The organism is Streptomyces sp. W16, from assembly GCF_033194735.1.
GTDB lineage: Bacteria > Actinomycetota > Actinomycetes > Streptomycetales > Streptomycetaceae > Streptomyces.
Genome location: NZ_JAWOAI010000272.1, coordinates 1 through 13181 on the forward strand (window position 1 = coordinate 1; position 13181 = coordinate 13181).

The following is a 13181-nucleotide window of genomic DNA, read 5'->3' on the forward strand; positions in this document are numbered from 1 at the left end:
TTGCGCCCGGTTCCCGTGCCGGTCGACGCGGACGGGGTGCGTCCCGCCCTGCTCGCCGACGCGTTCCACGCGACCGGCGCCCGGGTGTTCGTCTGCCAGCCCCTCTTCCAGAACCCGACCGGCGCCGTCCTGGCCCCCGACCGCCGCCCGGAGATCCTGCGCATCGCCCGCGACGCGGGCGCCTTCGTCATCGAGGACGACTTCGTACGTCGGCTGGTGCACGAGGACGCAGGACCGCTGCCGCCCCCGCTGGCCGCCGACGACCCCGACGGAGTCGTCGTCCACGTCGGCTCGCTCACCAAGGCCACCTCGCCCAGCTTCCGGGTCAGCGCACTCGCCGCGCACGGACCAGTACTGGAACGCCTGCGCGCCATCCAGGTCGTCGACACCTTCTTCGTCCCCCGCCCGCTCCAGGAAGCGGCCCTCGAACTCGTCGGCTCACCGGCCTGGCCACGCCATCTCCGCGCCATCTCGGCCGAGTTGAAGACCCGCCGGGACACGATGACGGCGGCCCTGCACCTCGAACTCCCCGACTTCTCCCTCCCGCACATCCCCTCCGGCGGCTACCACCTCTGGCTCCGCCTCCCCGCCGGCACGGAGGAGCAGTCCCTGACCACCGCGGCCCTCCGCGCAGGCGTCTCCCTCACCCCGGGCCGCCCCTACTTCAGCGCCGAACCCCCGGCCGCCCACGTCCGGCTGAGCTTCGCGGCGGTCGCGGGGACGGGGGAGATCGTGGAGGGCGTACGGCGGCTGAGGGCGGCTTACGACGAGGTCCGCTGAGCGGGCCCGGCGAACTCGGGTGCGGGAACCGCGCCCCGGAAGGGGCGCGGGGAACTGCGCGCCCAGCCCCCAACGGGCCGCAGGGGAAAACCACTCGACGCCCGCACTCCTGGCCTGCGATTCTCCCGCCATGAACGACATCCCGAGCCTCCCCGACGGCTATGAGTTCTCCGCCGACACCGCCCGCGTCGACCTCGACCGCACCTACCGCTGGCTGTCCACCGACGCCTACTGGGCGAAGGGTCGGCCCCGCGAGCAGCACGAGCGCGCGGTCGAGTCCTCGCGGAACTACGGGGTGTACGACACGGCTTCGGGGGAGCAGGTGGCGTACGCGCGCGTGGTGACCGACGGGGCGTTGTTCGCGTGGCTGTGCGACGTGTACGTGGATCCGTCGGCGCGCGGCAAGGGCATCGGTACCGCGTTCGTCGGAGCCGTACGCGAGGAACTGCGGCCGTTCGGACTGCGCCGGATCCTGCTCGCCACGCACGACGCCCACGGGGTGTACGAGAAGGTCGGGTTCAAGCCGTTGGCGCAGCCCGACCAGTGGATGGCCCTCTATTTCGAGTGACTTGTCCGCCTGGTCCTGACTGCGAAGTAAGGTTTCGCCAACCCTGAGTAACGCTCATCCGGTCCCCCTTGACCTGCGCACTTCAGCGGGATCACGATCGCCGCATGCAACTTCGGGTCACGTTCGTCGCCGCCGCGCGCAGCTCCCCGCTGCTCGCGGAGCGCTTCGAGGACGACCGGCCGCTGGACCAGGCGGGCTGGGACGAGGTGCAGCGCGCCGCCCCGGTACTGCTGCCGTTGGCGGCGGCGGAGCTGCGCTACTGTTCGCCGACCCCGCGCAGCCGTACCACCGGCGACGGTCTCGGCTACACCCCGCTGGTGCAACTCGCCCTACGGGACTGCGACATGGGCCGCTGGCGCGGGCTGACGCTCGGCGAGGCGATGGCCCGCGAACCGGCACTGGTGGACGCCTGGCTCGCCGACCCGCGCTCCACCCCGCACGGCGGCGAGTCGCTGCTCTCCTTCATCTCCCGGGTGGGCGGCTGGCTGGACACCCGGCCCGCCGAGGACGGCGGCTGGATAGTCGCCGTCGCCGAACCCTCCGTCATCCGGGCCGCGTTGGTCTACGCCCTCAAGGCCCCGCCCTCGACCTACTGGAACCTCGACGTGCGCCCCCTGTCGACCACCACCGTCACAGGCAGCGCGGGCCGCTGGAACCTGCGCTTCGACGGAGCGGCGGTTCAGTCGAGGCGCGCTTAGGACCTGTCCGGCGGATCCTGTCGCAGACGCGGGGCGTGGGGGACCCCATCGCGTCGCCGCCCTCCTCCGCCTTGCAGTTGCACGCACCACGCACCACGCCCCGCTCACCGGCGCCGATCAGGCACCGCCGATTTCCTGCGACCTGATCCGCCGGACAGGCCCTGGCCGGTGTGAGTCACCGGTCAACTCGGGGGAAAGGGGCCCGAGTTCAGTCCGCGCGCACGTAGTCCGTGCTGAGCACCAGGTCCTTCGCGGGTCCGCCGACCCGCCACACGGTCCGCCACCGATCCGCGTCCAGGGCCGTGAACTCGCCCCGGTACAAGTCCGCCGAGCAGGGGTGGTCGGCGACATACCGTCCCGACGTCAGATCCAGCTCGTGGAAGGGCCTTCCGTCACCGAAGCGCACATCGGCCGTACCGGGCGCCGTGCCCGGCAGGAACCGCAGCGTCCGCTCGGCGGGACGGGCCACGCCCCGCCAGGTGAAGGTGCCCGACTCGGCGTGCAGCAGGCCCCCTTCGGCCAGCGCGCCGAAGACGGTCGTACCCGAGAAGTCGCCCTCGTCCCCGCTCGTCAGATCCCGCACCGACCGCCGCACCCGCCAACTCCCCGACAGATACGCCAGCACATCCGGTACCGGCCGGAACTCGCCCACCGTCACCCCTTCCTGCGCCGTCGACGCCACCCGTCCGGCGAGTCCGTGGGCGCCTTGCGCTCGGCCTGCGCCCGGATCTCGTAGTGCGACGCGTGACTCGTGGCCCGGAAGGCCTCCTCGTACGCGGCCAGCGCACCGCTCATGCCACCCCCGGCGGTGCCGCGGCGGCGGATCCGCCGGGCGAGCCAGGTGAAGAACCCCAGCGTGGCGGCCAGAAAGCCGAGCAGGGCGAGGTACGGCAAGAGCGCGGACATGCCCACGACCCTACGTCCCCGCTCGCGCCGGTCCCATTGACGTGCTCACGACCCTTGCCTATCTTGCCGTTCGAAGTGCTGACCGATGTCTGATATTTCGAACGATGTATTCGGGCATCGCGCACGATCCGATACGAGCCGCGGAGTATCCATGTCACGCACCAGCCGCACCCGCCTGAGACTTGCCTTAGGGGCAAGCGCTTTCCTGCTGGCGACGGCCGTCGTCCCGGTCCCCGCCCGCGCCGCCGACGTCACCGACTACGCGATCACCGTCGACCCGGGCACACAGGGCGCCAGGATCGACAAGACGATGTACGGGGTCTTCTTCGAGGACATCAACCGCGCGGCCGACGGCGGTCTGTACGCCGAACTCGTCCAGAACCGGTCCTTCGAGTACTCCACCGACGACAACAAGTCGTACACCCCGCTGACCGGTTGGACTGTCACCGGTACGGCCCAGGTGGTGAACGACGCCGGCCGCCTCAACGAGACCAACCGCAACTATCTCTCCCTGGCGGCCGGTTCGTCCGTCACCGACGCCGGCTACAACACCGGCATCCCGGTCGAGGACGGCAAGAAGTACGACTTCTCGGTGTGGGCCCGCGCCGACAGCGGCACCACCCTCAATGTGAGCCTCCAGGACACCGGCGGCACTCTGGCGACCGCCCACCAGGTCGCCGTGCGGAAGAACGGCTGGGCCAAGTACAAGGCCACGTTCACCGCGACCCGCACCAGCACCACGGGCCGCCTCACCGTCGCCTCCTCGGATGCGACCGCCCTCGACATGGTCTCCCTCTTCCCCCGCGACACCTACAAGCACGAGCCGAACGGCCTGCGCAAGGACCTCGCCGAGAAGATCGCCGCCCTGCACCCCGGCTTCGTGCGCTTCCCGGGCGGCTGCCTGGTCAACACCGGTTCCATGGACGACTACAGCGCGGCCTCCGGCTACCAGCGCAAGCGCTCGTACCAGTGGAAGGACACCGTCGGCCCGGTCGAGACACGCGCCGTGAACTCCAACTTCTGGGGTTACAACCAGAGTTACGGCCTCGGCTACTACGAGTACTTCCGCCTCGCCGAGGACATCGGCGCGATGCCGCTGCCCGTCGTACCGGCCCTGGTGACCGGCTGCGGCCAGAACAAGGCCGTCGACGACCCCGCGCTGCTTGAGCGGCACATCCAGGACACCCTGGATCTCGTCGAGTTCGCCAACGGACCGGTGACGTCGAAGTGGGGCAGGCTGCGCGCCGAGATGGGCCACCCCAAGCCCTTCCACCTCACCCACATCGAGGTCGGCAACGAGGAGAACCTCCCCGCCGAGTTCTTCGCCCGCTTCACGCAGTTCCGTACGGCGATCGAGGCCAAGTACCCGTACATGACCGTGATCTCCAACGCGGGCCCGGACGACAGCGGTTCGACCTTCGACACGGCCTGGCAGCTCAACAAGGACGCGCATGTCGACATGGTCGACGAGCACTACTACAACAGCCCGCAGTGGTTCCTGCAGAACAACAACCGCTACGACTCCTACGACCGCACCGGCCCGAAGGTCTTCCTCGGCGAATACGCCTCCGGCGGCAACGCGTTCAAGAACGGCCTCGCCGAGGCCGCCTACATGACCGGCCTGGAACGCAACGCGGACGTCGTCAAACTCGCCTCGTACGCCCCGCTGTTCGCCAACGAGGACTACGTACAGTGGCGCCCCGACCTGGTGTGGTTCAACAACCACGCCTCCTGGGGCTCGGCCAACTACGAGGTCCAGAAGCTGTTCATGAACAACGTCGGCAGCCGGGTGGTGCCGTCGACGGCCACCGGCACACCGTCACTTGTCGCCCCGATCTCCGGCGCGGTCGGTCTGTCGACCTGGGCGACGAGCGCGGCGTACGACGATGTGAAGGTGACGGCGGCGGACGGTTCGGCGCTGCTCTCCGACGACTTCTCCGGTGACGCGGCTCAGTGGACCCATACGGGAGGCGGGAGTTGGAGCCTTCAGGACGGGCAGTACGTCCAGACCGACACCGCCGCCGAGAACACCATGGTGTCGGCCGGCGACCCGGCCTGGCACGACTACGACCTGCATGTGAAGGCGACGAAGAAGGCAGGGAAAGAAGGCTTCCTGGTCGCGTTCGGCGTCAAGGACACCGGCAACTACTACTGGTGGAACCTGGGCGGCTGGAACAACACCCAGACCGCCGTCGAACAGGCCGTGGACGGCGGTAAGTCGACGCTGATCGCCAAGCCGGGGACCATCGAGACGGGCCGCGCCTACGACGTCGACATCAAGGTGCGGGGCCGTCAGGTCACCCTGTACCTCGACGGGCAGGAGTGGGGCGGCTTCACCGACGACAAGCCTGCCGAGCCGTTCCGCCAGGTCGCCACCTTGGACACGAAGACCGGTGACCTCATCGTCAAGGTCGTCAACGCCCAGTCCTCGGCGGCCCGTACGGCGATCGACCTGGGCGGCGTGAAGGTCGCGTCCAAGGCGAAGGTGACCACGCTGGCCGCCGCGCCCGACGCGGTGAACAGTGAGACGGCCACGGCGGTCGCGCCGGTCGTGTCCACCCTCAACGGCGTTGCCGACAAGTTCAGTTACACCTTCCCGGCGAACTCCGTCACGTTCCTCAGGATCAGGCAGAGGTAGCTTCCGCGTCCGCTGCGTCCGGCGTGGGCTGCTGTCCCAGTGGCAGCAGCCCACGCTCGGCGAAGACCTTCTTCGCCGCGAAGGTCGCGTTCAGGGCCTTGGGGATGCCGCAGTACACCGCGGAGTGCGTCAGGGCCTCGACGATCTGCTCGGGCGTGAGGCCCACGTTCAGCGCGGCGTTCACATGAACATCGAGCTGGGCCTCGCAGCCGCCGAGCGCGGTGAGCATGCCCAGCGTCACCAACTGGCGGTCGCGCGGGGCGAGTCCGGGACGGTCGTAGATCTCGCCGAAGGCCCAGGCGACGACCTGGTGGCCCAGTTCGGGGTTGATGTCGGCGAGCGAGTCGACGACCCGCTGCCCGGCCTCGCCGTCGACCCGCTTCAGGACCTCCAGGCCGTGGCTGAACCGCTCTTCACGGGTGGTGCTCGCGCTCATGTCGTCTCGTCCGTTCCCAGCTGCTCGTGCTCGTGCTCGAACTCGTCGAGGAGCAGCTGTTCGTAGTGGTCGATCTTGTTGTCCAGTACGGTCGCGTTGCGGCGCAACGCCCGTATGCGGTCGGCGAGTTCGGCGCGGTGCTCGCGGAGCATCGCCAGCCGGTCGGGGACCGTGACGTTCCCCGCCGCCCGGAGCGCGGCGAACCGCTGCATGTCGGCGATCGACATACCCGTCTCGCGCAGTCGCAGCAGAAACTCCAGCCAGGCCAAGTCCGCTGTCTGATACCGCCGTTGGTTGCCGGTGCTCCGGCCGACCCGCTCGATCAGGCCGGCCTTCTCGTAGTAGCGCAACGTGTCGTGCGAGAGTCCGGTGCGCTCGGCGACCTGGGCGATGGTCAGGGTGGGTTCCCGGTCCGACGGGCGGGACTTCAGGGGCTGTCCGCTGGTCATGAACACCACGGTAAAACCTGGAGCGCGCTCCAGGTCAAGCCCGGAGCGGTTCCAGCGCGCGGGCGGACAATCCGGTTGCGCTCCGCTGCCGTTGCTGTCACGATCCCCGGCATGATGATTCGAAAGGCGGACCTCGAAGTCCTCCGGTGACCCCTGTGTCAGCTCTCCATGAGGGAGCCCACCGTGTCGCGTCGGTCCAACGGCTGAGCGACGAATGGCGAGCACACGGTCTGGCGGCGCGTCCCGCCGACCGGCCCGCGGCCGAAGCGGCCGTCGCCGCCCTGTACCGACTGATCGACGCCCCGGCCCCGGAGTTCGTCTGGGCGCCCTCGCCCGCCGCGGCCCTGTCGCTCGTCCACGACGACCCGCACACCTTCCCACCCGTCCGCTTCCAGGGCGCCAACCTGCCCCGGTATCCGGAGGACTGGCCGGTGGCGGCGCTACTGGCCAACCTCGTGCAGGACCTGCGCCACAGTCTCGACCACGCCATCGGCCATGCCGCGACCTGGAACTCCCTGTGGCCGCCGTTCCCCATCACCGCCGAACGGGCCCTGGCCGCAGGGGCGTCCGCGTCGCGTGTCGTCGACATCGTCGCCCACGACGCGCTGCACACCACCCTGCACAACTGCGTACGCGCCCCCATACGCGCCGAGTTGATGCCCACGACGGGCGGCACGGACGGCATGACCTGGTACGGGCAGCACGACGCCCACTGGATCGGCCACTACGAGGTGTACGCCCGTCTCGGCCTGGCCGCGTACCGCCGCCCCGATGCCGAACTGCTCGCCCTGCTCGCCGAGTTGGCGCGCTCCACCGGCTGGTGGTGGCCCGGCGGGGGTCGCTGCGTGATGGCGGAGCGCCCCACCGAGATCCACACCGAGCCCCTCCCCGACGCCCTGTACGGCGAAGTACGACTGCACCGGGACGAAGGCCCCGCCGTCCGCTTCGCCGACGGCACCCAGGTCCATGTCCTGCACGGCACCCATGTCCCGACCTGGGTGGTGACCGACCCGACCGTCGAGCGCATCCACGCCGAACGCAACGTAGAGGTCCGCCGCAGCGCCATCGAACGCATCGGCTGGGGCACCTACATCGCGCAGGCCCGGCTCCGGCACATCGCCGCCGCCGGCGACCCCGGCAACCCCGGTTCCGAACTCCACCTCTACGACGTCCCGCGCGAGCTGTGGCGCCGCCCGGCCCGTCTCCTGCTCGTCGTCAACGGCTCCACCGAACCCGACGGCAGCCACCGCCGCTACGGACTTAGCGTGCCGGCGCACTTCGACGACCCGGTGGCGGCGGCGGGCTGGACGTACGGCCTGTCCGGCGAGCACTACGCGCGGCTCGCCCGCCGCACCTGAACCCCTGCCCGCACTCCTTCAAGTACCCGAGGTGATGCCCATGTTCATGCCCGTGACCACATCCGCCCCGACAACTCTCGCCGACCTGACCCGCCGCTCCGGTCTCGACGTCCTCGACCACCTGGAGCGCGAGGTCGCCATCCCTGTCGTCGACGGCCTCCAGGCGCAGGGCGACCTGATCGTCGTCCCGTACGCGTTCGTCGCCCGCGCGGTCACCCTGCTGACCGCGGCCTGGCGGGAGGTGCCCGCCGCGGGCATCGAGCTGCTGCGGAGCGCGGCCGGCGGCAATCCGCACACCCTGGTCGCCGACCCCGGCACCTGCCGTTGGAACCCGAACGTCCGCGACACCATGGGCCTGGCCCTCGGCATGATCGAGACCTCGGCGGTCGCCTACCTCATCCACCCCGAGCACGGCGGCACGGGAATCGCGCCCGGCCGGTACGTCGTGCGACGACAGCGTGAGCGCGACACCGAGCGCATCGGTCGGTTCGGGAACCTGGGCAACCGGATGATCGCCGACTGAGACCGCGGGTGCCTCACGGTCGCGGGAGCCGGTGCCAGTAGTGGCCGATGAGGTAGTGGGTGGGCACGAGGGTGATCCAGAAACACATGGCCGCCGTCGTGTTGACGTAGGCCAGCGGGATGGACAGGGCGAAGACCAGCGCGCTGGTGGCGAGTTGGGCGGTGAAGCGGCGCCGGGCCACCGCGGCCGGTGACTCGGGCGAGGGGTGCACCTGGCGTTGTGTGAGCAGCAGCAGGGCCACGTGCACCCCGTGGATCGCGGTCATGGCACCCGCGTAGAGGGCGACGGCTTCGGGATGGGAGGCGTACTCGGCCAGCAGCCCGGTGGGGAAGGGCAGCAGGGCGACCAGGCCGAGACCCAGCAGTATCAGGCGCGTGACCACGGTCGTCTCGGTGGGCAGCGCGGTGAGGATGCGCCGGTGGTCACGCCAGAACCCGGAGAGCAGGGAGAAACTCAGCGCGAAGGCGCCGATGCTGGGCAGGGCCTCTCCGAGGGCCTTGTGGAATCCGGCGTCGTCCAGGTGCGCGGGGACGGCCACGTCGATGACGAGCAGTGTCATCGCGATGGCGTAGATGCCGTCGGACAGGGCGAGCAGGCGGGTCGCGCTGGGGTCGTTCTCGGTCGGGTGGGGCTTGGCCACGGGCTCCGTCATGGCGATGAGGGTAGGGCGTCGCGCTCCGCCCGCGGCGCGTGGGGCGGGAGGGCGTCCGTCGTGTGACGTCAACCGCCGAGCGCGACCGGGCCGAGGCCGGACGGCAGATGGCGGACGGCCTCTGCCACGGCCTCGTGCGCTGTGGCGAACCGGCCCAGATCGCTGTCCATGAAACTCCGGCCCACCCCGAACGTGCCGTCGTTGTGCGCGAACAGGGACGGTCCGACGACGATCAGGCTGGGGCGGGTGTCGGTCGCGAAGCGCAGCACCCAGTGACTCCTGAACGGGTAGAGGGCACGCAGCGCCGGCTCGGCGTACGCCGTCTCGGCCAGGAGCAGCTGCGGCCCCCGCCACGGGTCCTCCAGCTCGTCCGCCTCGCGGCGCAGGTGCTGCCACTCGGACTCCGTCAGGCGTGCGGGATCGCGGTCGGGCACCTCGAACCGGCCGGTCAGGTGGACGAAGGGGGCCGCCCGGCGGATCTCGTCCAGCGACGCCCCGTCGTGCCAGGCCCGGGCGGCTTCGACGACCTCCGCCAGGTTGTCCGTGTCGCCGTCGACGAGGGCCAGGTGCTGAAACGACTCGGTGCCGCGGATCGACCACTTCCGTTCGTACGGCAGTGCGCTGACCCACAACGACTCGCGATGCGGAAGGGTGGTGCCGACAGTCGCGTGCATCAGCGGAGTGCCGTCCGGGGAACTGACGGGAACGGCGTCGAGACGGCCGTCCGCCGTGTCCCGGAGCGCTGCGGCGAGGCTGCCATGGGTCGCGACATCGGGGTACAGGACGGAGGGAGCGGGAGGTGTGGGCACGGCTCCCGATTGTGCCCGAGCCGTGCGCGCTCCGGATGCCGATTGGGCGCACGCACCGGGCCGACACCGGGGTTCTGCGTCAGGAGCGGGCCAGGACGCAGAATTCGTGGCCCTCCGGGTCGGACAGGCATCTCCACGGGACATCGCCCTGGCCGACGTCGAGGTCGGTGGCACCGAGGGCCCGCAGCCGGGTCACCTCCGCCTCCTGATCGTCACTCGGGTACCGCAGCAGGTCGAGATGGACGCGGTCCGGCACGGTCTTCACGCCGGGTGTGCGGAGGAACTCGAAATACGGGCCGTCGCCCTTGGCGGAGCGGAACGTCGCGTGGTCGTCGCTCACCTCGTGCAGGGTCCAGTCCGTCGCCTCGCCCCAGAACCTGGCCATGGCCCGCGGATCCACGCAGTCGATCACCACGGCGGCGATCGGCCCGGTGTCCCGGTAGATCTCCCTGGGCTCCAGCACGCAGAACTCGTTGCCCTCCGGATCCGCGAGGACCGTCCACGGCACCTCGCCCTGGCCCACGTCGACGGGCGTCGCGCCGAGCGAGCGGAGGCGCGCGATCAGCTCCGCCTGGTGGGCGGCGGAGGTGGTGGCGAGATCGAGGTGTACGCGGTTCTTCGTCGCCGTCTTCGGTTCCGGGACGGCGATGACGTCGACGCAGACACCGACCGGGTCCAGCCAGTCGAAGCCGGCGGGTTTGGCGGCGGTCGCCCCAGGTCCCTGACTGGAGACGCGCCAGCCGAGCGCCTCCGCCCAGAACCGGCCGACGGCGGAGTCGTCGACGGCCTTGATGTTCACCAGAACAGGTCGCAGCGTCATGCCGGCGATCCTAGGCACCCGTGTGGCCGAGCGCCGTGGAGAGCTGTGGCCGCGCCTGCGTGATGCCGGCGGCCGGTGTTCCCGAGGTGGTGCCTGACGGGGTGGGGCGGGTTGCGGCCGACCGCGCTCACCGTACGGCGAGCGGGAGTCCGAGCACGCCGCGGTCGTGTCCGACGATCAGGTCCGAACCCGCGGCGGCCAGAGAGGTGAGCGCCACCTCCAGGGCGATGTGCCGCACGGTTCCGGTGTCCGGTTCCCATACGCGCAGGCTGCGCCTCAGTTCGCTGCCGGTGACCAGGACGGAGCGCCCGTCGTCCAGCATGGTGGCGGCCATGACCGGAAGGCCGGCGGTGCCAGTCGAGGAGGGCAGGCCGTCGCCGACCGGGTCACCGGTCGTAAGGTCCCACAGCAGGACCACGCCGCGGTCGTCTCCGGTGGCCAGCAGGGTGCGGTCCGGTGTCGGCACAGCCGCCACGGCCGTCGCCCGGTGGTCGGCATCGCTGAGGGCGCGTTTGCTCAGCGGTACGGCCGCGCCTCGTTCCCAGGAGTCCTCGACGGCCGGATCCCACACGTGGATGCGGCCCCCGGTGTCCGCGGCCGCGAGCAGCGTGTGGCCGGCGGAGACCGGGACGGCGGCGATCGACCGGATCGGACTGCCATAGGGGTTGAGGCGGCCGACAGCCTCGCCAGTGGCTGGATCCCACAACCGGACCGCGCCTCGCGAGGTGGCGGTGACGAGCAGGGTCCGGCCATCGGGGACGGTCGCGGCACACATCCCGATCACCTCGCCGAGCCGATCACCGACCGGTTCGCGGACCGGCCGGCCGGTGTCCGGATCCCACAGGGTGATCGTCCCTGTTTCGCCTCCGGTCGCCAGCAGGATCCGGCCTTCGGGCAGGGGCAGGGCCGTCATCGAGCGGATTCGGTCGGCATGTCCTGTCAGCGGGTCCTGGACGAGTAGGCCGTCGACCGGATTCCACAGGCGGACCGCGCCCTGGTCTCCCGCGCCGGCGACGAGCGTCGGCCGACCAGGACGGGCCACGACCGTCAGTGAGTTGACGCCCCCGGTGGAAAGCGGCGCGGGATCGGAGAACACCGATACACGACCCCACGACGTGCCGTCGCCCGTGAGCAGGGCCGTCCCGTCCTGTCGGAGGCGGGTGGCCAATTCGGCCGTCGGGCCGGCCGCCGTCGACGTCACCGTGGAGGCCGAGTCGTCGGCAGCCGTCGACTCCGCCCCCGGGTGGTTCTGGGGGTGCGCGCCGTCCGGGTTCTCCGCCAGGCCGTCGGCGATCGTCCAGGGCCGTTCGCAGTCCCAGCAGCGGAAGTACCCGGTGAGCAACATCAGTTCGCGGGCCAGTTCCCTCCCGGCCGGCTGCGGGGTGCTCCTGGCCGCGACGATGCCGGCGACCAGGCACAGGACGGCCGACCCCGGTGTCTCGGGGGGTGTTCCGGCCGCCGCGACTCCGCGTGCCACCTGCAGGAAGGGCTCCCACCCTTCCCCCAGGGCCTCCTCGCGCAATGCGGCGGCGACCTCGCCCCACGGGTGTTGCCCCTGACGGACACGGACAGGATCAGCCGGCCTGGGAGCATCGAGAGGCGGACGCACCGGGTCCACGAAGAAGTCGAGGATCTCGGTGTCGCTCCCGCAGCCGGGACACAACAACTGCAGGTATCCCTCCTGGGGTTGGAGAGACCACAGGGCTGTGCCGATGTGGTGACCGGCGAGGGCGACACAGGACAGCGCGAGGGAGAAGCAGGCCTCGGGCGGAACGTCGGCGGCGAGGAGGCTGCGTACGGCCGCCTGCTCGGCCAGACGAAGCCCGGCGTCGAATCCCGCCGCGAGATCGGCCGGGACGGGGCGCCTGTCCTCCGCGGTCACGATGCATCCCAGGTCCACCCAGAAATCCACGGTCCGTCCCGGCGGCAGGGCCGCTGCCGCCTCGACGAGATACGGCAGGGCCGCGTAGGCCCCGTCGAAGACGGTCCCGTCGTCCAGCAGGCCTCCTGCCAGGCGGGTCCAGGTCTGCCTCCAGCCTTCGCCGGTCTCGATGGCTGTGCCGGCTGCAGCGGTGGAGGTCATCTGCTCCAGAAGTACCGCTACCTCCTCAGCCGTCACTCCGTCGAGGTCACGCCAACGAGGGCTGTGCAAAGGCAGTTTGGGAATCATGGAGTAAGCCTCGCAATCAGCGGTGGCAGTAGTGGCAGTGGTGGCAGCAGGAGTTGAAGGTCCGGCAGCCCGCCGATTCCGGCAACTCGGCCGGTGCGTAAGCAAGTTGAAGCGACATGTGGCTCGGCAGAAGGCAGAACGTCACAACCCGTCGCGGGCCATCATCTGATCGACGACAACTGCCACCGAGCGAGGCACGATCGGCTCCAGGACCGGCAGGACGACGTCCCAGCCGTCGAGGACCACGGCCTGTGCGGCAAGCCTGCGAGCGTGGGACGGCCCGGACACCTCCACGAGGGCGGCCAGCGCGCGGGCTCGCGTCGCGCGGTAGGCGATCGAGTGGGCCAGTGCCTCGGCCCGCCCCGGGTCGCCGT

Annotated in this window: 15 protein-coding genes; 6 read left to right on the top strand and 9 right to left on the bottom strand. The window is 70.6% G+C overall.

What is annotated here, in order from left to right; all coding sequences use genetic code 11:
• From R6V09_RS30590 to R6V09_RS30600, 3 genes are all read left to right on the top strand, one after another.
• Positions 1-780, top strand: a 780-nt coding sequence (locus R6V09_RS30590; RefSeq protein ID WP_317884693.1) for an aminotransferase-like domain-containing protein, incomplete at its 5' end; no start/stop codon positions are given.
• Positions 781-910: 130 nt separating this feature from the next.
• Positions 911-1348, top strand: coding sequence for a GNAT family N-acetyltransferase (locus R6V09_RS30595; protein ID WP_317884694.1), 438 nt, complete (start codon positions 911-913; stop codon positions 1346-1348).
• 104 nt (positions 1349-1452) lie between these two features.
• Entirely contained in the window at positions 1453-2046 is a 594-nt protein-coding gene (locus R6V09_RS30600) for a histidine phosphatase family protein (RefSeq protein ID WP_317884695.1), read from the top strand.
• A 208-nt stretch (positions 2047-2254) separates the two neighbouring features.
• Here R6V09_RS30600 and R6V09_RS30605 read toward each other — a convergent pair whose 3' ends face one another.
• Entirely contained in the window at positions 2255-2698 is a 444-nt protein-coding gene (locus R6V09_RS30605) for a DUF6314 family protein (RefSeq protein ID WP_317884696.1), read from the bottom strand.
• Between the two features lie 2 nt (positions 2699-2700).
• Positions 2701-2952 (bottom strand): hypothetical protein, encoded by a 252-nt coding sequence (locus tag R6V09_RS30610; protein ID WP_317884697.1) that lies wholly within the window; start codon positions 2950-2952, stop codon positions 2701-2703.
• Positions 2953-3103: 151 nt separating this feature from the next.
• Between R6V09_RS30610 and R6V09_RS30615 the strand changes: the two genes are divergently transcribed.
• Positions 3104-5590 carry an alpha-L-arabinofuranosidase C-terminal domain-containing protein gene (locus R6V09_RS30615; protein ID WP_317884698.1) on the top strand — a complete coding sequence of 829 codons (2487 nt, stop codon included), beginning with the start codon at positions 3104-3106 and terminating at the stop codon, positions 5588-5590.
• Here the strand turns inward: R6V09_RS30615 and R6V09_RS30620 are convergent.
• Both R6V09_RS30620 and R6V09_RS30625 read right to left on the bottom strand, forming a co-directional pair.
• Entirely contained in the window at positions 5577-6026 is a 450-nt protein-coding gene (locus tag R6V09_RS30620) for a carboxymuconolactone decarboxylase family protein (protein WP_317884699.1), read from the bottom strand. The two genes, R6V09_RS30615 and R6V09_RS30620, sit on opposite strands and share 14 nt — an antisense overlap.
• On the bottom strand, positions 6023-6475 hold the full coding sequence (locus R6V09_RS30625; protein WP_317884700.1) for a MerR family transcriptional regulator: 453 nt from the start codon (positions 6473-6475) through the stop codon (positions 6023-6025). Before R6V09_RS30625 ends, R6V09_RS30620 begins: the two co-directional genes overlap by 4 nt.
• Positions 6476-6630: 155 nt before the next feature.
• Here R6V09_RS30625 and R6V09_RS30630 point away from each other — a divergent pair, with 155 nt between their 5' ends.
• Positions 6631-7833, top strand: a complete 1203-nt coding sequence (locus tag R6V09_RS30630) for a DUF6745 domain-containing protein (protein ID WP_317884701.1) — start codon at positions 6631-6633, stop codon at positions 7831-7833.
• Positions 7834-7879: 46 nt separating this feature from the next.
• Entirely contained in the window at positions 7880-8356 is a 477-nt protein-coding gene (locus R6V09_RS30635) for a hypothetical protein (RefSeq protein ID WP_442810181.1), read from the top strand.
• Between the two features lie 13 nt (positions 8357-8369).
• Here the strand turns inward: R6V09_RS30635 and R6V09_RS30640 are convergent, their stop codons facing one another.
• The 5 genes from R6V09_RS30640 to R6V09_RS30660 all read right to left on the bottom strand — a co-directional run.
• The gene (locus R6V09_RS30640) at positions 8370-9008 is read right to left on the bottom strand and encodes a TMEM175 family protein (RefSeq protein WP_317884703.1); all 639 of its coding nucleotides are present in this window, start codon (positions 9006-9008) and stop codon (positions 8370-8372) included.
• A 68-nt stretch (positions 9009-9076) separates the two neighbouring features.
• Positions 9077-9817: a DUF6193 family natural product biosynthesis protein gene (locus R6V09_RS30645; protein ID WP_317884704.1), complete on the bottom strand. Its 741-nt coding sequence runs from the start codon at positions 9815-9817 to the stop codon at positions 9077-9079.
• Between the two features lie 79 nt (positions 9818-9896).
• On the bottom strand, positions 9897-10637 hold the full coding sequence (locus tag R6V09_RS30650; protein WP_317884705.1) for a VOC family protein: 741 nt from the start codon (positions 10635-10637) through the stop codon (positions 9897-9899).
• A gap of 127 nt (positions 10638-10764) precedes the next feature.
• Positions 10765-12720, bottom strand: coding sequence for a WD40 repeat domain-containing protein (locus R6V09_RS30655; RefSeq protein ID WP_317884706.1), 1956 nt, complete (start codon positions 12718-12720; stop codon positions 10765-10767).
• Between the two features lie 228 nt (positions 12721-12948).
• Positions 12949-13181: hypothetical protein (locus R6V09_RS30660; protein ID WP_317884707.1), on the bottom strand; the 233-nt coding region annotated here is incomplete at its 5' end.